This window comes from Mycolicibacterium vulneris (assembly GCF_002104765.1).
GTDB classification, from domain to species: domain Bacteria; phylum Actinomycetota; class Actinomycetes; order Mycobacteriales; family Mycobacteriaceae; genus Mycobacterium; species Mycobacterium vulneris.
Map to the genome: position 1 here is coordinate 41,695 of NZ_NCXM01000021.1, position 17,529 is coordinate 59,223.

The following is a 17,529-nucleotide window of genomic DNA, read 5'->3' on the forward strand; positions in this document are numbered from 1 at the left end:
TTGACCTGCTGTAGGTCAACTCTTCTTGTGCGGCAACAACTCCTGGGCCTTGGTCTTCAGGCCGACCTTGACGAAGCCCACGCGATCCTCATCCCCGGCGAGCACCGCCGCGGTCGCCGACTTGAACTGCTCCCAGGTCGCGTGCGGCGGGATGGGCGGCATGTCCGGGTCGGTGTAGACGTCGAGCACCGTGGGACGATCCGCCGACAGCGCCTTGCGCCAGGCGTCCGACAATTCCTCCGGATCCTTGATGGCCACGGCGCTCAGGCCCAGGCTGGCCGCGAACGCGGCGAAGTCGATGTCCGGAAGATTCTGGGACTCGGCGAATTTCGGCGCACCGGCCATGGCGCGCATTTCCCAGGTCACCTGGTTGAGGTCGTTGTTGTGCAGGATCGCGATGATCAGGCGGGGGTCTTCCCATTCGGTCCAGTACCGCTTGATCGTGATCAGTTCGGCCATGCCGTTCATCTGCATGGCGCCGTCACCGCTGAATACGATGACGGGCCGGTCCGGGTGGCCGAACTTGGCGCCGATGCCGTACGGAACCCCGGGACCCATCGTGGCCAACGTGCCCGACAGCGAGCCCCGCATGCTGCCGCGGAAGCGCAGGTTGCGCGCATACCAGTTGGCCGACGAGCCGGAATCGGCTGTGACGATGGCATTCTCGGGCAGCTGCGGCGACAGCTCGGAGAACAGCCGCAGCGGATTGACCGGGTGGGCGCTGACCATCGCTTCCTTCTCCATGGTCTCCCACCAGCGGGCCACGGTCTTCTCGATGCCCTCGCGCCACGAGCGGTCCTCCTTGCGGCGCAGGTGCGGGATCAGCGCCTGCAACGCGGTCTTCGCGTCGGCGACCAGGTTGACCTCGTACGGGTAGCGCATGCCTATCATCCGGCCGTCGACGTCGATCTGCACCGCGCGGGCCTGACCGAATTCCGGCAGGAACTGCGTGTACGGGAAGCTGGAGCCGACGGTCAGCAGCGTGTCGCAGTCGCGCATCATCTCGTAGCTCGGCCGCGTCCCCAGCAGTCCGATCGAGCCGGTGACCCAAGGCAATTCGTCCGACAAGACGTCCTTGCCCAACAGCGCCTTCGCCGCTCCCGCGCCGAGCAGGTCGGCAACCTGGGCTAGCTCTTCGTGGGCGCCGCGGGCGCCGGTGCCCACCAGGATGGCGACCTTCTTGCCGGCGTTGAGCACGTCGGCCGCGCGCGATATGGCGGTGTCGTCGGGGGCGATTTTCGGGAACTCGATGCCGAGGCTGGAAGGTACCATCTTGAACGCGTGCTCGGGCGGCGAGTACGGCAGCTCCTGGACGTCACTGGGAATGATCAGCGCGGTCGGGGCCCGCTGCGTCATCGCTATCCGGATCGCGCGGTCCAGCACGTTGGGCAATTGTTCGGGGACGGTGACCATTTGGACGTAGTCGCTGGCGACGTCCTTGAACAGGTTCAGCAGGTCGACCTCCTGCTGATAGTTCCCGCCCATGGCGCTGCGGTTGGTCTGACCCACGATGGCCACCACCGGAACATGGTCGAGTTTGGCGTCGTAAAGCCCGTTGAGTAAGTGGATCGCGCCGGGCCCGGATGTGGCGGCACAGACGCCGACCCGGCCGGTGAATTTTGCGTAGCCGACCGCTTCGAAGGCGCTCATCTCCTCGTGGCGGGACTGGATGAACTTGGGCTTGTTGTCCGCGCGACCCCACGCCGCGAGCAGCCCGTTGATGCCGTCGCCGGGGTACCCGAATACATGTTCAACGTCCCACGCCCGCAAGCGCTCTAGCAGATAGTCGGAAACCTCTTTTTTGGACATGTTCTCCCTCCTCGGCAGACGGTTCTAGAGTGCTGACGGATGGGCATGTGGGCTATTGTTTGAACCACCCGCATGGCGGCGCCGTCGAGTCGCGGGCCAACCGATGGCGGACGCCGCTGACAGACGTGACCCATGCAGGCTGCCGCCGCGAGGGCGGCTTGGGCACTTCCCACACGAGCCCGGTTACCCGCATTCGCCGTTGTTATTCGCGAAAACCGGCGGGTCAGGCGACTCTCAGCCAGTTTTCAGCTGGCGATTGTGCAACGGCCGATCGGGTGCTGAACCAGGTCTTCTCATAGCGGTCAAAATGCCTGCCGCACAGAATGTCCCGGGTAGGCGACGCACCATGTCCGGATCAAGTCAGAGGTCGCCGGCGCCCACCGCGTCGACGAGGGGTCTCTCCTCACGTCGTCTCTCCAGCCGGCTGGTGGGCAGGATGCGAATCGCCGGGAACGATCGGCGAACGCTGGCGGGCTCCGAGCCGGTTTGCCCGTAGGGCGCCCCGCGCGACGGTGGTTCAGGCGGTCTTGGGCAGGACGGATGATCCGGAAGCGCTGTGACCCTTGGCCACTCGCCGGATCAGCATTCGGGTCGCCTTGTCCAGGATCTCCTGGGCCACATCGGGGTTACGGGCGCGTTCAGCGCGGCGCGCCGCCGCGGCGATGGTGAGTCCTTGCTCGTAGCCGGTGACGACGCGCGGGTCCACGTAGGAACCACGCGCGACGGCCGGGGTGTTGCCCAGTTCCTCGGCCACCTCCTTCATCACCGCGGATTCGACGCGCTTGGCGACGCGGCCCGACACCGGCGGGTCGGCGTCGGCAAACGCCGCGGCCGCCAGCACCGTCCCATGCCACGTCCGCAGGTCCTTGACGGTGTATTCGTCGCCGACCAGCTCCTTGAATCGGTCGTTGAGATCAGCGGCGCGCACATCGAGCCACCCGGATGCGGCGCGGCACACCAGCAGTCGCTCGGTGCGGTTAGGCCGGCGCATCAGCGCACGCACAGCCCGCACCACTTCGGGGTCCTCGACCGCCACGGTACGCCGGACCCCGCTCTTGGCCGGAAAATCGAAGTCGACCGCGTCCCGCCGGACCACCACGTGCTCACACAACAGGGTGGACAGCCCGTAGGACTCGTTCTCCTCGGCGTATTGCTCACCGCCGGCGCGAAAGTAGCCGCGATCGAGCAGTCGCAATGCGAGCGCCAATACCCGCTTGCGAGTCAAGCCCTTTCGCGTCAGGTCCTTGGCGATCTCGGTGCGCCACGCCGGCAGCCGCGTGGACAGTTCCAGGACGCGGTCGAACTTCTCCTCGGCGCGTTCCTGGCGCCAGGCGGAGTGGTACAGATACTGCCGGCGGCCGGCGGCGTCGACACCCACGGCCTGAATGTGACCGTTGCTATACGGCGAAATCCACACCCTCTTCCAGGCGGGTGGAATAACCAGATCCTTGATGCGCTGCAGGGTTTCCGGATCGGTCAGCGCCTTGCCGTCCGGCCGGTAATAGGAGAAGCCTTTGCCGCGTCGCTTGCGTGCGATACCCGGCTTGCTCAGCACGCTACGGCGCAGCCGCATTCTCGCCCTCCGGTTCTGGTAGCTGATTGCACAATTACCCGCCGGAGAAGTTGTTCACACGGTGGAAAAGGCACGCCCGACGTGAAAACGACCCGCCACAGCGTCGTGGCGGGTCGTCTCGGACCGGAATCAGCCGGCCATGAACTCCTGGTAAGCCGACTCCAGGTAGGGCGGCAGCGCGGAAACGTTGCACTGCCGTTCGGTGTCGCCGATCGGTGCCAGGATGCCGCGCAGGTCGTTGTACTCCTGCGGGTGGCCGGTGAAGTAGCCGCGCAGGCTCGATTCGGCCTGCGGCCGCGGCTGCCCGTAGGCGGCCGTCACCACCTGGTTGGCGCCCGGGTGCGCCGCCAGATACTGCTGGGCGGTGCCCTCCACAGAGGAGACGGTGTTGTTCACGCCGCCCGGGCTGCAGTCGGGTGCTGCGGCCGCCGATGGCGCTCCGACGATGCCCATCGCCATTCCCCCGAGCAAGCAGCCGGCACTGATCCCGGCAACTTTCCGGCGCGCGACAATATTGCTGATTTTCATGATGGTTGTTGTCCTTCGAAACGAAAATGATTTCTCTCGCCAGAGGCTCCCGATCCTCGAAATCCAAAGTAGCGGAAGTCAACAGTGGCGGTGTTCGCTGACGACGAACGTCGGGCGGCGCTAGGGGCGTTCCCGGGGTCTTTCGCTAAGCGAACGATCAAACGATCCCCGAATTTTTAAGAAAAGGGTCCGGTTCCTAAGGAATTGCGGTTGTGATCGTGACAGAATTGTTATCCGGAGCGAGGGTTGGAGTCGTCCCCGTCCTCTGCACGATGCCCGTCGGTGCAGGGCGGAGCCAGGGTCCGCGGCCAGGTGTCGATATCGGGGCCGACGACTATCGCCCGACCCGAAGCGAGCAGCGCTCCGGTGCCCAGCGCGGCGACCGCGGGTTCTACGGTGCGCACCTGTCGGCTATCGCCTTGCTGGGCAAGCAGTTTCGTTGTCAGGTCGGGGCTGAATCAGCCAGTCCTCGACGACCACCTCGTCGGCGCTGCAGGTCACCGCGTCGTGGTTGGTCGCGAACGCGTACCAATGCGTCGACTTGACGATCGTCGTCGGTACCGGACCGTCAAGCAGGATTTGCTTGGCTTCTCGCTTGGCTTCGTAATAAGGGAAGCCGTACGTCGACGCCCGTGAGCGCTTGCGAAAGGTCGCGCCCGTTGAACAGGTCGACGCCGTGCTCGCGCGAGATCTCGACGATCGCGACGTCGCGCGATTTCAGTCTGGCGACAACGCGGGATCCGGCTGTCCGGTTGCTCCTATGACGGCGATGGTGGTCGATTGATCTTCCCGTAGGCCACCCGGAAAGGGGCCCGGTCCGGTGTTCGGGCCGGGCCCCTTTCGCGCGTAGGGTATTCCGACGGTGTTGACCGCCGATCGATGGTTTCAAGCCGTTCTACCGGGTAATCCACAGCTTGAGTCGCCTTCGGCATGTGGCGTGCGGCGGATGAGCGAGGTGGAGGATGGGCCTGCGAGATCGGGTATTCAGCGTGGTCGCTTTTCTGCGAGCCGGCTACCCCAGGCGCGCGCCCGAGGTGGGTTACGCACCGCTGCTGGCGCTGCTGCCCCGGCGAGTGTCCGACGACGAGATCATCGCCATCGCTAAACGACTCCTCACGCCGCGCCGGCACACCATCGACAGCGCCGATGTCGGCGTGGAGATTATCGGCGTCACCGATGAGATGCCGTCCGCCGACGACATCGAGCGCGTTCTGGTCGCGGTGCAAGCGGGCCGCCACGACGGCTGAACCGTCAGCCCCGTTGCAGATCCACCACCAGCGGACGGTGGTCGGAAATGGTCATGAGGTCGGATTCCACGGGGCCGCCGCGCAGTCGGTGATCGTCGGTCAGGATGTGGTCGAGCTGGCGGTTTGGCAGGTCCGCGGGAAACGTCCGGGCGGCCGCCAGCGCCCGCATCCCCGACCAACGGCGCACGGTCTTCGGGGTCATGTTCAGGTCCCCGGTCAACAACCGCGGTCCCGGGAAACCGCGCAGGTCGTGAATCAGTCGGCGCAGCTGGCGCCGGTTCCAGCCCGGGACAAACGACAGGTGCGTGTTGGCCACCGTGAGCCCGCCCAAAGGGGTCCGCATTTGCGCGATGACCGCCGCCCGCGGCTCCTCGTCGACGATCATGATCCGGTTGGGTCCGGGGAGGTACATCGGAAAGCGCATCGGGATGCGGGGTAACCGCACCACCTGCCAACTGTCCACCGGATATCGGGACAGCAGCGCGATTCCGTATGCGGCGGTGCCGGGTTGCTCACGGCCGGTCGCGGCCATCCATGTTGCCCCGGGCGTGCCCGAAATGGCCGCCACGAACCGGTGTTCCACCGCCCCCATGGCTTCGGCCGCCGCGGCGGTCAGGTCCGCGCGCTCGGAGCGGGGCTGATCACAGTCGACCTCCTGCAAGCTGAGCACGTCCGGGTCAAGGCGTTGCACGCAGTCGCGCAGCCGCCGGACGACGACACCGTCACCGACGGTCCGCCCATGCAAGATGTTGAACGTCGCGACACGCATAGGTTGCCGCCTACCCACTTTCCGCCGCGTGCAGTCGCCGCGGCATGCCACTCGGCGGATCAGCGCGCGCCGGGTACCCCCTCGCGAGCCGCCACCGACCGCCCGTCGCCGGTATCGAACACGTCGATGACGACATCGCTGTCGCGGTAGCGGCCCGTCGGCGTCAGCCCAGGTGTTTGCGCGATGACCTCGTGGGCCGCGTCGCCGGTGAGCGGGTAGTCGGCCACCGGGTGACGCCAGTGAGCGGCAACGATATTGGCGCCCGGCGCCATCTTCGGGCACTCCCGGCGCAACACCTCGGTCAGGGTGTCGGCCTCCAGGTAATAGGCGACCTCGCTGAGCACCAGCAGGTCGAAGGGTCCGGGCGGCCACGCCGCGTCCAGCGACGAGCGGGTCAACGTCACCCGATCGCGGCAGCCGGCCTCCCGCAGCCGGGTATCCGCGCTGCGTAACGCCGCCTCGGCGACATCCACCGCGGTCAGGTGGTCACAACGGCGCGCCAGCCGTGCGGTGAGTGTTCCGATCGAGCAGCCCGGCTCGAATCCGTGTCGGTAGCGGCGCCGTGGCAGCAGCCCAAGGGTGATCGCGTATTTGCGCTGTTCGTACCACCGGGTCGCCAGCTGCCAAGGATCTTCCGTGCCGACGTACATCTCGTCGAAATAGGCGTCCGGCAGGCGTGCGGTCACCGAAATACGACCTCGCCCACCGCGAGCAGTCGCGGAAGCACGTAGCCGGGCAAGACGGGAGCCGATTGGCTTCCATTGCGCTCGAACTGACTTCGATAGAAGTGCGCGGCGCGGCGCTTGCGTTCCGTCGGCCAGCCGGGCGCGGGTACGGAATAGGCCTGCTCCCACGGCACCGCCGGGTCGCCCGGAACTGCCCAGTGCCACAGCCACACTGGGTATTCCAGCAGCGCGGCGCCGCTGTGCGCACACGCGGCCGCGGCCGCCCGTCCGACGGCTTCGTGATCGGGATGGCCGTCGCCCCGCCACGTCGCCGCGCACCACGTCCCACGCCCCGCAGCCTCGAGGATTTCGGTCAGCCTCTCGGTGAGTCTGTCTTCGTGGTCCGTCAGCTCACCGTCCGGAAAACCCAGGGATATCGGGGGAGGGGTACCCAAAAAACCTGTGGCCCGCCGCAATTCGTATCTGCGGGTGGTCTCCATCCGAAGCCGGTCCGAGGCCGACACGCCGGGACGCGCGGCCCCGCCATCGCTGACCGAGACGACCTGAACGGCAACTCCCGTCGCGGTCAGTTGTGCAATCGTCGCGCCCAGGCCCAGGGTTTCGTCATCGGGGTGCGGGGCCACCACGATCAGGCGTGGGCACTCCGCCAGATCCAAGGCCGGCAGCGGCTTCTCGGCAAAAGCCGCCAGCCACAACGGAGCCGGCGTGCCGCCGTGGGTCAGCGGCTTGACCGCAAACCTTGCGCAGTTGCTCGCCGGCAAGGTCTTCATGGGGCCCTCATCGCCTGCTGGCCCGCCAGCCGTCCGAGCTCGGCCAGGTCCCGTTCGGCGTGGCTCTGCCGGATGTAGATGCTCAGATCCGCGACCCGTTGCGCGTGCCGGCCGTCCTGGCACAGTGGGCCGGGGCCCAACGCCCGTCCGGTGCGGGTGATGGCTTCGTCGACGGCGTGTTCCACCACCGTGCGGACGCGGCGGGCAAGCAGTTGCGCCCTACCGGACTTGTCGAACGGGTCATCGTCGACCTGGCTCGCGGCCGCGGCCAGGATCGCGTCGCTGGCGGCCAGCGCGGCGTCCACCGCGCCCAGGTGCGCCAGGGAGTAGGCGTCGGCCGATTGGCTTGCGGCGCAACGGTATAGCGGATCGGCAACCCTGCGTGCCCCGCCGAGCCAGCAGGCGGCCACGCCAATTGCGCCGTGCCAGAATCCGGGTCGGGTCAGATAGTCGCCGGGGTCGCCGACGGCGACCGCGTGGGTGTTGGTGAACTGAACCGGCCTGGTGTCACTGCCGGCCATCCCGGCGTTCCACCAGGTGCTGGGCAACGCCTTGACCGTCGGGTCCGTCGCGGTGACCGCGAACAGGCCGCGCGTTCCGTCGTCGAGCCGCGCGGTGACCAGCGCATGGGTGCAGAACCCCGCGCCCGAACACCACACCTTGGTGCCGTTCAGGATGAAGGCACCGTTGTTGTCGGTGGCGGTCAGCACCGCGTCTGGGGCCTCGGCCGCCCACACGCCCCAGAGCTGTCCGGGTTCGGGCGGCTTGCCGCCCAATTCGTGAAGTATCGCGACCGCATCCACATGCGCCTCGGCAACCCTGGCGGCCACGATGTTGTCCTCGGCCAGCTGGGCCAGCCGTTGCCAGCGCTCGGCGGTACGCCCTGAGGCGGGCAGCGGAAGCTCGAGTCGTTCCGACTCCAGCCAGTGCTTGACCAAACCCGCCGTCACGCGCAATCACCCGCCGCCGATCTCCCCAATTGCCGGAGGTGATGGGCGAAACCCAAAGGGGCCCGAGCCTGGGTTCGCGCCGACGTGATCACCGACAATTCGGTGTCACGATGTATGCAATAGCCGGCGGCGTCGAACCGCTCGACCAGGTCGACGTCCTCGCCCGTGGGCAAGGGGCGGAAACCGCCCACGCGCCAATATGCCCGAGCGCTGAAGCCCATGTTGGCGCCGTGGATGTGTTCGTGATCCTCGTGTCCATGTGCGGTATCGGCTTGGTAGCACCGCATGTAGCGGTCGACGACGTCGGCATTGTGCTGGCGCCAGTCGGTGACGCGCACGACACCCAAAACCATGTCGGCGCCGACGCCCAGCTGATGGACCAGCCAGTCCGGGTCCACCCGGCTGTCGGCGTCGGTGGTGGCAAACCAGCTTTTGGGGCCGTCCCGCAACAGCGATCGGGCGTAACCGAAGCCGACCGCACGGGCCGCCCCGACGTTGTGCACGTCGACGCTGATGAAGTGCACGTCGGGCCCGTATTCGCCGGCCAGCTCGTCGCTGCCGTCGTCGCAGTTGTCCAGCACCACCACGATCGTGACGGGGATCGGAGCACACAGGGCGGCGGTCAGCACCGCGCGCAGGCAGGCCGGCAGCTTTGCCCGCTCATTGTGGGCGGGGATCACTACGGCGGCAGCGTCATAAGCGCATTGCACGGCGGTTGACATAACCCGAAGATTTCCCAACTTGCCACAGGTTAAAACAGCTTGCCTCCGTTGCAGGTTGCTTCCACCGCAGGCCGGGTATGACCTATGCACCATGGCAGCCACCGACGCCCAGCCCGACGCACCCGGGTGTGCCACGCGGTTGCGGGATGCACTGCGTGGGGCGGCGTCGGCGCTCAAGGAGAACGGACCGCGTTTCGCCTTGGCCGGCAGCTACGCGTTATGGGCTTACGGGGCACCGGAACCCAGCCACGACGTGGATCTGGTGGTGGCGGAGTCCGATGTGGAAGCGGCCGTGGCGACCCTGGCCGACGCCGGGTTCGTCATCGAGCGCCCGCCGGAGGATTGGCTGTTCAAGGCCCGCATCGCCGACAAGCTCGTCGATGTCCTGCACCGGCTCAACGGGGTACCGGTCGATACCGGCACCCTGGACCGCGCCGAACCACACGACGTGTTGGCCATCAGCATGCCGGTGCTACCGCCAACCATGGTGCTCGTGCAGCAGCTGCGCGCGTTGCACGAGCACTATTGCGACTTCGCCAAGTTGCTGCCCGCGGTGCGCGCGGTGCGCGAACGGATCGACTGGGAGGCCATCAGGACGCTGACCGCCGACAACGATTACGCGGTCGCGTTCTTGGTGCTGGTCGACCGGCTCGGCCTCACCGGCTAGTGATTACGCAGTTTTACCACCAGCTTGTCTTTGCTCAGGCTTGAATAGCCCGACATGCCAAGCTCTTTGGCGCGTTTCTTGAGTTCCGGCACTGTCCAGTCCTGGTACGAGCCGGACTTGCCGCCCCTGCGGGCGACCTTCGACTTACCCTGTCCGGCGGCCGCATTCGAAATCCGTGCGGCCTTTTCCTTTGAGTCGCCCTCCTTGCGCAAATCCTGGTACAACTTTTCGTTCTTGATCGACGAACGCGGCATGGTTCACCCTCCTGTCCACGATGAGACGCCCTAACTCTCCGAATGCCCGCCCCGGGCGGATAAAAAACCACGTCCTAGGCGGGAACCGGGTCTGTGCGCCGCTCCCAGCACCGGTGCCGTGCGAGAGCGGCGGCGAATTCCTCGACGAAGCGGTCCGGGAACTCGTCGGCCGCGGCCTTGGTGGTGATGACGGATTGATCGTTGAGCACGTCGGTGTCCTCGGCCAGGCGGTCGGTGATACCGGCGGTGCGCAGCAGGTCAACGTCCGCATCTTGCCCACCGGCCGCACCGGAACTTGTTCCTTGGGAATGATTTTCGTTGCGTCGAGCAGGTCGAAATCGAACTTGAACTCGTCGGCCTCGGCGACGAGCTGCACGCCGAGCTCCCACTCCGGGTATTGGCCCGACTCGATGGCCTCCTCCGGCAAACGGCACAAATGCGGCCCTATTCATCAGGTGGGGGTTGCCTACCATCTATAGGGGTAGTCGAAAGTGGTGGTTCAGACGGCTGAAGTCGGCGCCCTGCAAGGTGTGGTAGGAATCGGTGCGTCGGCGGGTGGAGTCGAAGCGCTGTCGAAACTCGCCGCAGGGTTGTCGGCGGACGTGCCTTACGCCTATCTGATGGTTCTGCACGTGCCCGCGGGGGCGCCCAGCGTCCTGGCTCGCATCGTGGATCGCAGCGGTCCGTTGCCCGCGGTCGCCGCCGAGGATGGCACGGCCCTCGAGCCCGGCCGCATCTACGTCGGCATTCCGGACCGCCATCTGCTGGTCGCCGACCATCACGTGCTGCTGTCGCAGGGACCCACCGAGAACGGGTACCGGCCCGCGATCAACGCCTTGTTCCGCTCGGTGGCTTTGACGTTTGGGGCTCGCGCGGTCGGTGTGCTGCTCTCCGGTGTGCTCGACGACGGCGTGCTGGGGATGGCCGCCATCCGCTCGCGCGGCGGCGTCACCATCGGCCAGTCACCCGAGGACGCGTTGTTCCCGGCGATGCCGACCAACGCCGTCGACGCGGGCGTGGTGGACAAGCAGGCTACGGCGGCCGACATCGGCGCGGTCCTCAAAGAGCTGTCGCACCGAGAGATAGAGGAACCCGACATGGAACGCGACGCCGCGATGGAATTGGAGAACCGCATCGCCAAGACTTCAAGGTTCTCGACCGATTTCGACACTGAACAACTGGGCACGCCTTCGGGCTACACCTGCCCGGACTGCAACGGCTCGCTGGTATCCATCAGCGACAAGAATTTTCGTTGCCAGGTTGGCCATGCCTGGACGGCGGAGCCCCTGCTGACCGCCCAGGAGAAAGAGGTCGAAGGCGCGCTGTGGGTGGCGCTGCGCAGCTTGCAGGAGAAGGCCAGGTTGGCCCGAGACCTGGCCGGTAAGACCCGACCCGGTCTGCTCGCCCGCCGCTATGCGGCCGTCGCCGAGGAAACCGAACATGCGCTGGGTGTGCTCAGCGAGCGGCTGTCGGCCACCGCTGCGCACGGCGGTGAGCCCGGTGACTGACTTCGGTCTCGCCGTCCAGATCGAACTGGACTCACAGCGGAGCGTACCCATCCTGATCGTGGAGGGCCTGCTGGACAGCTCGACCTATCGAACCGTCCGCGACACCGTCATCAAGGTCGCGATCGACGAGCCGCGCGCGGTCATCGTCGACGTCAACCGTCTGCACGCGCCGTCGGCCTCGGCGTGGACGGTGTTCACCAGCGCGCGCTGGCACGTCAGCGTGTGGCCCGACGTGCCGATCCTGCTGGTGTGCGCCGACCCGCGGGTGCAGCGGGAGATCAGCGCGGCCGGTATCACCCGGTATGTGCCAGTGCATTCCACCCGGGAGCTTGCGTTCGAGTCCACACGGGGCCACTCCTTCAAGGTTCGGCGGCGGGCGCGCACCGAGTTGGCGCGCAACATCAGCAGCGTCGATGTCGCCCGCAGCGTGATCGCCGATTGGCTCACCCAATGGGGCCTTGCCGAGACGGTCCGGGTCGCGGCGACGGTGGCTACCGTCTTCGTCGAAAACGCGCTCGACCACACCGAGAGCGCACCCGTGTTGCTTGTCGAGAGCTATCAGGACAGCGTCACAGTCGCGGTGGAGGACGGCAGTTTCCACCTTCCTGGGCGGCATGAGGACGCCGACCACGGCGCCGACATCGTCTCCGGGCTGGCCATCGTTACCGCGCTGTGCCGGGTGTGGGGCGCCACCCCCACGTCGTCGGGCAAGACGGTCTGGGGATTGATCGGACCGGAAAACCAGCTCTGACGCCGCGAGTAATGTTCAAGTCCTTCAGTGAACGCTGATTGGCGGGACTTGGATGGAATCCACGACAGACGAGGCCTTCGAGGCCCTGTTGCGCTACATCCGGGATTCGCGCGGCTTCGACTTCACCGGTTACAAGCGCACGTCCCTGATCCGCCGCGTCAAGCACCGGATGGATCAGGCGGGCTACACCGCGTTCGACGAGTACCTCGATTTTCTGCAGGTCAGCTCGGACGAGTTCACCGCGCTCTTCAACACCATCCTGATCAACGTCACCTCCTTCTTCCGCGACCCGGACGCCTGGGAGTTCGTCAGCACCGAGGTCATTCCGCGGCTGCTGGCCGAGCGCGGTCCCGGCGATCCGATTCGGGTGTGGAGCGCCGGCTGCGCCTCGGGACAGGAGGCCTACACCTTGGCGATACTGCTGGCCGAAGCGCTGGGACCCGACGGGTTCCGGCAGCGGGTCAAAATCTACGCCACCGATGTCGACGATTGTGCGCTCGCCGAGGCGCGTAGCGCCTCCTACGACGCCAAGGCGGTCGAACCCGTACCTGCAGACCTTTTAGGTCGCTACTTCGAACATGCCAACGGCCGCTACCTTTTTCACAAGGACCTGCGCCGCGCGGTCATCTTCGGCCGTAATGACTTGGTCAAGGATGCGCCGATCTCGCGTGTCGATCTGTTGGTGTGCCGCAACAGCCTGATGTATCTCAATGCCGAGACGCAGCGAAACGTGTTGAGGCGCCTGCATTTTGCGCTTGTGCCGCAGGGTACGCTGTTCCTCGGGCACGCCGAGATGCTGCTGAGCCACGGCGACCGATTCTTACCGCTGAACTTGAAACACCGGATTTTCCGCAAGTCGGTCGGATCCCTCGGTGGTATAGAACGCTACGACCCGAATTCGGCGATCCACGAGCGCACTGTGGACCGTTCGGGGTTGACGACAGTGCGCGACTTGGCCTTTCGCGCCAGCCCGGTGGCCCAGATCGTGATCACCGGCGAGGACACCGTCGCGATGATCAACCAGCAGGCGGAGACCATCTTCGGGCTCTCGGCCCGCGACATCGGCCGGTTGCTGAGCGACCTCGAGGTGTCATACCGTCCCGTGGAGCTGCGCGCCTACCTGGAGCAGGCCAAGGTGGAGCGGCGCTCGGCACGAATCCAGGACGTCAAATGGCAGCGGCCGGGTGCCGATACGGTGTGGTTCGAGATCCACGTCAATCCGCTGGTCGACGCCGAGAACGGCCTGCTCGGTGTGTCGATCGTGTTCTTCGACGTCTCGGCGACCCGCGCGCTGCTGGACAAGGTCGTCCAAACCAACCGCCAGTTGGAGGCGGCCTACGAGGAGCTGCAGTCCACCAACGAAGAACTCGAAACCACCAACGAGGAACTGCAATCCACCGTTGAGGAACTCGAGACCACGAACGAGGAGCTGCAGTCCACCAACGAAGAACTCGAGACGATGAACGAGGAGCTGCAGTCCACCAACGATGAGCTGCACACCATCAACGACATGTTGCGCGAACGCAGCCTGGAGCTCGACGAAGCGAAGCATTTCCAGGATTCGCTGATCGACTCGGTCCGGATGGGCATGGTGGTGGTCGACCGCGAGATGAAGGTCGTCCTTTGGAACCGCGGCTGCGAAGAGCTCTGGGGGCTGCGCGCGGACGAGACGACGGGATCCGGCCTGACCAGTCTGGACATCGGCCTGCCGCTCGACGCTGTGCGGCCCCTGATCGGCAACGCCTTCGTCGACCCGGAGAGCTCCGGTGACGTCGTGGTGGAGGCGGTCAACCGGCGCGGCCGCCCGGCCAGGGTGCGCATCATCTGCACGTCGTTCCGCTCGAGCGAGGGCACGGTCGGCGGGGCGCTGCTGCTGATGGAGGTCGTGGGCTAGTCGGCCGCGATGCGGCCCGACGACCTGTCCGGCCATCGGGTGGAGGCTTCCTCGGCGGCCTGATGAGCCAGTTGCGCGCGGCAACGCGACTCCTCGGCCCGGCGCCGTGCCACGGCCACCGTCTCCTGTGTAACACCGAATCCCGCCGTCAGTTCCTTGCGGCGGCGTTCAAGCTCGGCGGCGCGCAGCCGGGCGAGCTCACCCCGCGCCGCAGCACTGTTCGTGCTGAAACTCGGCGGCAGCCGGTCGAGAACGTCGTACGTGGTGATGGTGGCATCGGACCGGTCCAGCGGAGGTTGTGCCGGCGGTTCTCGCCGCGGGGGAAGCGCCGCCCCTCCGACAATGGCGGTCAGGACGCCGGCGATTTCGCCGACGTCGAGTACCAGATCGGCGCCGGCCCGTGCGGCAGCGATCGGCATCGACGGGTACTGCGCGGTCCCCGGGCTTTGGGCGATGACGACGGCACCGGCCCGCTTCATCGTGACGGTGCCCTCCGCGCCGTCGTGTCCGGAGCCCGACAGCACCACGGCGACGCTGCGCGGGCCGTAGGACCCAGCGATTGATGCCAGCAGGACGTCGAACACCAGCACCTGATGCCGCTGCGCATCGCGCAGGCGACAGCGGCCCTTCGCGCTCAGTTGCAGCAGCACGCCCGGTGGACACACGATCACTTGTCCGGGGTGCACGACCAGCCCGTCCTGCGCCCAACCGATCGCGCGTCCCGTTTGCCTGCGCAGGATCGTGGTCAGCAGGCTGTCGTGACCGCCAAGGTGTTGCTGCACGACGACGGCGGCGGGAAAGTCGGAAGGCAGATTTCGCAAAACAGTCGACAGCGCTTCCAAACCACCCGCCGACGCCAGCAGGACCACCAGCTGAACGCCTCGGCCGTGCCCATCAGTCGTCACCTCATCAAGTCTCCACCTTGTCGACCCGCCGCCATAGCCTCGCGGTATCCGAGGCCGCCCCGGCTCGTCTTGGCAGCTCACATGGGGTCCGATAGACGAATCCCCGGGGCAACATGCGAAGAGGCCGTCCGGTCTGTTTTGCGGGTATCGGCGAGGGTATGCCAGCTGCTATTGGTGGAGGGAATTGCAGTTGAGGATTGCAATCGTCAGCGGCGACGACGTCGTCGGAGAGGACCCGGAGCAGGTGTGTGCCGCGCTGGCGGCCCACGGCCACGACGCCACCGTGTGTCTCCGACGAGCCGGTCGGCGCTCGGTGCAGGCAGCTGACGACGGCTACTACCACTGTCTGTCGGTTCCGGTCGGCCCGCGCAAGGCCGAATCACCCGTCGACGTCCTGCCCTATGCGGGGGACTGGGCCGCCAAACTCGAGCGGGCCTGGTCGAGAGGGCAACCCGACGTCGTGCACGCCTACGGCTGGCTGGGTGGCCTGTCCGCTCAGTTGGCCGCCCGCCGTCAGCGTATCCCGGTCGTGCAGACATTCCTGGGTCTGGCCGCTACCTCGCGTGGCCAGGCCGAAGCCGAGCGCGCCAGCGAACGCGAGCGCATCGAACCGCTCCTGGCGCGCAGCGCGAGCTGGGTAACGGGCGAAAGCAGCGCGGACGTCGAAGTGCTGGCCCGGCTGCGTCGCCGCCGGACCCGAGTGTCCATCCTGACCTGCGGCGTGGACGCCGAGCGCTATTGCCCGACCGGCCCGGCGGCCTCGCGAAACGGCCTGCGGCGCGTTCTGTGCGCGACACCGAATGCTCTGTGGCGCAGCGGCGTCGATATCGCGATCCGCGCTTTGCCCAAGGTGCGTGGCGCCGAGTTGGTGATCGCGGAGAGTGACGCCACGAATGCTGACCACAATGAGGCGCGGGCCCGGCTGCAACATCTCGCGGCGCAGTTGGGCGTCGCCGACCGCGTCAGCTTTGCCGGTACGGTCGCCGATGACGATATGCCGAAGCTGATGCGGTCCGCCGACGTGGTGGTGTGCACTCCCCGACAACCACCACGGTCCACCACCGTATTACAGGCCATGGCCAGCGGGGTGGTCGTGGTCGCGGCCACCGTGGGTGTGTTGGCCGACGTCGTACTCGACGACATCACCGGCCTCCTGCTAGCGCCGGAGAATCCCCCCGGCCTGGCCGCCGCGTTGAGAAAACTTCTGGGCCAGAGCTTTCAGTGCCAGAGCATGGGTGCCGCGGGCCGCAGCCGTGCCGTGTCGCGCTTCGCGTGGGAGCGGATAGCGCTCGACGTGCTGAATATTTACGAGAGCACCGGTTTGCCGTATCGGGCGTCGATTAGTTACGGCGGCGCGGTGATGCCGGCCGCCGAGGGCCTCTTGCAGGGCCGGCCATGACCACCACGACAGGCGGGATCGACGGCAAGGTTCCCGAGTTGGTCATCGATTCCGCCGAGGGAACGCGCGGGGGTACGCGGTCCGACTACTGCCCGGGCCGCCCTGGGCTCTCAGCGGATGCCGAGCATGGGTTCCGCCCGGCTGCCGTGCAGTACAAGCAGTTTCGCACCGCCGATGCACATGCGGCGCGGCAATTTTTCGCGGGCACATATCGACCGGGCTGGCGAATCTCCGGGCTCGGCAGCCACGCGGCGGTGTCGCACCGGCGCAGCGACGCGGGCCTGATGACGGTCGACGAGGTGATGATCCAGGGGCGCGTGACGCTCGAGATTCCGGCGGCCGACACTATCGTGGTGATCCAGCCGCGGGCCGGCTCGTTGAGCGTCGTGGGCGGCCCCGTGGCGACCACGGACTTCCCGATTCTCGTCGCCCACGGGATGTCCTGCGTATTGCACTGCAACGGTGCACGTTTCGATGTGGTGACCGTCGAGGCGGACGTGCTGCACAAGGTCGCCGCGGACTGGCGCACGTCGCTGGCGCAGCAGACCCAATTCGTGAACTGGCGGCCGCGTTCGCGTGCCGCCGTGCGGGCGTGGCATCGAGCGCTGGACTACGCGGTTGCCACGCTGGCCTCTGCCGACACCGCTCAGCAGCCGCTGATCGCCACGGGCATGGCCACCCTATTGGCGGGTGCGCTGCTTGAGTGTTACCCGTCCAACCTGACCGAACAGGATCCGGCCAGCGACCTTGCGCTGCCCGAAACCCTCAAGGAGGCGGTGGCTTTCATTCACCGCCACACCAACGAGGACATCGGCATCAACGATGTCGCCGACGCGGTGCACCTGACGCCCCGAGCGGTCCAGTACCTGTTTCGCCGGCAGCTCGACACGACGCCGACGGAGTACATGCGCCGCGTCCGGCTCGGCCACGCCCATCGAGAGCTGGTGGCGGCGACCCCCGCCGCATCCACCGTCAGCGAAATCGCCCAGCGGTGGGGGTTCGCGCATACCGGCCGGTTCGCGGTGCTCTACCGACAGACCTACGGCCAGAGCCCACACACCACGCTGCGGCAGCAGGCCTCACCGTCCTGATTTTGC

17 protein-coding genes and 3 pseudogenes are annotated in these 17,529 nt (G+C 66.8%); 7 read left to right on the forward strand and 13 right to left on the reverse strand.

Annotated elements, in window-relative coordinates:
- Positions 1-15: 15 nt before the first annotated feature.
- The 4 genes and pseudogenes from B8W69_RS19585 to B8W69_RS32025 all read right to left on the reverse strand — a co-directional run bounded on the left by B8W69_RS19585 (position 16) and on the right by B8W69_RS32025 (position 4,681).
- Positions 16-1,809 carry a thiamine pyrophosphate-requiring protein gene (locus B8W69_RS19585; RefSeq protein ID WP_085291445.1) on the reverse strand — a complete coding sequence of 598 codons (1,794 nt, stop codon included), beginning with the start codon at positions 1,807-1,809 and terminating at the stop codon, positions 16-18.
- Between the two features lie 517 nt (positions 1,810-2,326).
- Positions 2,327-3,382 carry a DNA topoisomerase IB gene (locus tag B8W69_RS19590; protein ID WP_085291446.1) on the reverse strand — a complete coding sequence of 352 codons (1,056 nt, stop codon included), beginning with the start codon at positions 3,380-3,382 and terminating at the stop codon, positions 2,327-2,329.
- A gap of 129 nt (positions 3,383-3,511) precedes the next feature.
- Entirely contained in the window at positions 3,512-3,910 is a 399-nt protein-coding gene (locus B8W69_RS19595; RefSeq protein WP_085291447.1) for a heme-binding protein, read from the reverse strand.
- A gap of 230 nt (positions 3,911-4,140) precedes the next feature.
- A pseudogene (locus B8W69_RS32025) lies at positions 4,141-4,681 on the reverse strand (hypothetical protein).
- 191 nt (positions 4,682-4,872) lie between these two features.
- On the opposite strand from B8W69_RS32025, the gene B8W69_RS19605 reads away from it, so the two are divergent.
- A complete protein-coding gene (locus B8W69_RS19605; protein WP_085291448.1) occupies positions 4,873-5,157 on the forward strand; it encodes a DUF3349 domain-containing protein in 285 nt (94 codons plus the stop codon).
- A 4-nt stretch (positions 5,158-5,161) separates the two neighbouring features.
- Here B8W69_RS19605 and B8W69_RS19610 read toward each other — a convergent pair whose 3' ends face one another.
- Genes B8W69_RS19610 through B8W69_RS19630 form a run of 5 tightly spaced genes read right to left on the reverse strand, consistent with a single transcriptional unit; the run spans position 5,162 to position 9,054 of the window.
- On the reverse strand, positions 5,162-5,926 hold the full coding sequence (locus B8W69_RS19610; RefSeq protein WP_085291449.1) for an endonuclease/exonuclease/phosphatase family protein: 765 nt from the start codon (positions 5,924-5,926) through the stop codon (positions 5,162-5,164).
- 59 nt (positions 5,927-5,985) lie between these two features.
- The gene (locus B8W69_RS19615; RefSeq protein ID WP_245843307.1) at positions 5,986-6,612 is read right to left on the reverse strand and encodes an SAM-dependent methyltransferase; all 627 of its coding nucleotides are present in this window, start codon (positions 6,610-6,612) and stop codon (positions 5,986-5,988) included.
- A complete protein-coding gene (locus B8W69_RS19620) occupies positions 6,609-7,382 on the reverse strand; it encodes a PIG-L deacetylase family protein (RefSeq protein WP_085291450.1) in 774 nt (257 codons plus the stop codon). The genes B8W69_RS19615 and B8W69_RS19620 overlap by 4 nt, the downstream gene beginning before the upstream one ends.
- Positions 7,379-8,332: an acyl-CoA dehydrogenase family protein gene (locus B8W69_RS19625; RefSeq protein ID WP_085291451.1), complete on the reverse strand. Its 954-nt coding sequence runs from the start codon at positions 8,330-8,332 to the stop codon at positions 7,379-7,381. The genes B8W69_RS19620 and B8W69_RS19625 overlap by 4 nt, the downstream gene beginning before the upstream one ends.
- Entirely contained in the window at positions 8,329-9,054 is a 726-nt protein-coding gene (locus tag B8W69_RS19630) for a glycosyltransferase family 2 protein (protein ID WP_085291452.1), read from the reverse strand. The genes B8W69_RS19625 and B8W69_RS19630 overlap by 4 nt, the downstream gene beginning before the upstream one ends.
- Positions 9,055-9,145: 91 nt before the next feature.
- On the opposite strand from B8W69_RS19630, the gene B8W69_RS19635 reads away from it, so the two are divergent.
- Positions 9,146-9,721 (forward strand): nucleotidyltransferase family protein, encoded by a 576-nt coding sequence (locus B8W69_RS19635; RefSeq protein ID WP_085291453.1) that lies wholly within the window; start codon positions 9,146-9,148, stop codon positions 9,719-9,721.
- On the opposite strand, the gene B8W69_RS19640 is transcribed toward B8W69_RS19635, so the two are convergent.
- The 3 genes and pseudogenes from B8W69_RS19640 to B8W69_RS19650 form a co-directional block, all read right to left on the reverse strand.
- A complete protein-coding gene (locus B8W69_RS19640; protein ID WP_085291454.1) occupies positions 9,718-9,975 on the reverse strand; it encodes a DUF7218 family protein in 258 nt (85 codons plus the stop codon). The genes B8W69_RS19635 and B8W69_RS19640 overlap by 4 nt on opposite strands.
- A gap of 74 nt (positions 9,976-10,049) precedes the next feature.
- A pseudogene (locus B8W69_RS19645) lies at positions 10,050-10,256 on the reverse strand (hypothetical protein); the annotation flags it as partial.
- Positions 10,244-10,393 (reverse strand): annotated as a pseudogene (locus tag B8W69_RS19650) (catalase); the annotation flags it as partial. The pseudogenes B8W69_RS19645 and B8W69_RS19650, both read right to left, overlap by 13 nt.
- Before the next feature lie 73 nt (positions 10,394-10,466).
- On the opposite strand from B8W69_RS19650, the gene B8W69_RS19655 reads away from it, so the two are divergent.
- From B8W69_RS19655 to B8W69_RS19665, 3 genes are read left to right on the forward strand one after another with little or no spacing between them, the layout of a single operon-like run.
- A complete protein-coding gene (locus B8W69_RS19655; RefSeq protein ID WP_085291455.1) occupies positions 10,467-11,483 on the forward strand; it encodes a chemotaxis protein CheB in 1,017 nt (338 codons plus the stop codon).
- Positions 11,476-12,234 carry an STAS domain-containing protein gene (locus B8W69_RS19660; RefSeq protein ID WP_181447443.1) on the forward strand — a complete coding sequence of 253 codons (759 nt, stop codon included), beginning with the start codon at positions 11,476-11,478 and terminating at the stop codon, positions 12,232-12,234. The genes B8W69_RS19655 and B8W69_RS19660 overlap by 8 nt, the downstream gene beginning before the upstream one ends.
- A gap of 52 nt (positions 12,235-12,286) precedes the next feature.
- Positions 12,287-14,128, forward strand: coding sequence for a CheR family methyltransferase (locus B8W69_RS19665; RefSeq protein WP_085291456.1), 1,842 nt, complete (start codon positions 12,287-12,289; stop codon positions 14,126-14,128).
- Here the strand turns inward: B8W69_RS19665 and B8W69_RS19670 are convergent.
- Positions 14,125-15,033 (reverse strand): chemotaxis protein CheB, encoded by a 909-nt coding sequence (locus tag B8W69_RS19670; RefSeq protein ID WP_085291457.1) that lies wholly within the window; start codon positions 15,031-15,033, stop codon positions 14,125-14,127. The genes B8W69_RS19665 and B8W69_RS19670 overlap by 4 nt on opposite strands.
- 190 nt (positions 15,034-15,223) lie before the next feature.
- Here B8W69_RS19670 and B8W69_RS19675 point away from each other — a divergent pair, with 190 nt between their 5' ends.
- Together B8W69_RS19675 and B8W69_RS19680 are read left to right on the forward strand one after the other, a co-directional pair.
- Positions 15,224-16,432 carry a glycosyltransferase gene (locus B8W69_RS19675; protein ID WP_085291510.1) on the forward strand — a complete coding sequence of 403 codons (1,209 nt, stop codon included), beginning with the start codon at positions 15,224-15,226 and terminating at the stop codon, positions 16,430-16,432.
- A complete protein-coding gene (locus tag B8W69_RS19680) occupies positions 16,429-17,523 on the forward strand; it encodes a helix-turn-helix transcriptional regulator (protein ID WP_085291458.1) in 1,095 nt (364 codons plus the stop codon). Before B8W69_RS19675 ends, B8W69_RS19680 begins: the two co-directional genes overlap by 4 nt.
- Positions 17,524-17,529: the final 6 nt, after the last annotated feature.

Bases quoted from the DNA above. Each gene is read 5' to 3' on its own strand.
- B8W69_RS19630 (WP_085291452.1), bottom strand. From the start codon at position 9,054: ATGTCAACCGCCGTGCAATGCGCTTATGACGCTGCCGCCGTAGTGATC.
- B8W69_RS19665 (WP_085291456.1), top strand. From the start codon at position 12,287: ATGGAATCCACGACAGACGAGGCCTTCGAGGCCCTGTTGCGCTACATC.
- B8W69_RS19620 (WP_085291450.1), bottom strand. From the start codon at position 7,382: ATGAAGACCTTGCCGGCGAGCAACTGCGCAAGGTTTGCGGTCAAGCCG.
- B8W69_RS19590 (WP_085291446.1), bottom strand. From the start codon at position 3,382: ATGCGGCTGCGCCGTAGCGTGCTGAGCAAGCCGGGTATCGCACGCAAG.
- B8W69_RS19595 (WP_085291447.1), bottom strand. From the start codon at position 3,910: ATGAAAATCAGCAATATTGTCGCGCGCCGGAAAGTTGCCGGGATCAGT.
- B8W69_RS19640 (WP_085291454.1), bottom strand. From the start codon at position 9,975: ATGCCGCGTTCGTCGATCAAGAACGAAAAGTTGTACCAGGATTTGCGC.
- B8W69_RS19635 (WP_085291453.1), top strand. From the start codon at position 9,146: ATGGCAGCCACCGACGCCCAGCCCGACGCACCCGGGTGTGCCACGCGG.
- B8W69_RS19680 (WP_085291458.1), top strand. From the start codon at position 16,429: ATGACCACCACGACAGGCGGGATCGACGGCAAGGTTCCCGAGTTGGTC.
- B8W69_RS19605 (WP_085291448.1), top strand. From the start codon at position 4,873: ATGGGCCTGCGAGATCGGGTATTCAGCGTGGTCGCTTTTCTGCGAGCC.
- B8W69_RS19585 (WP_085291445.1), bottom strand. From the start codon at position 1,809: ATGTCCAAAAAAGAGGTTTCCGACTATCTGCTAGAGCGCTTGCGGGCG.
- B8W69_RS19610 (WP_085291449.1), bottom strand. From the start codon at position 5,926: ATGCGTGTCGCGACGTTCAACATCTTGCATGGGCGGACCGTCGGTGAC.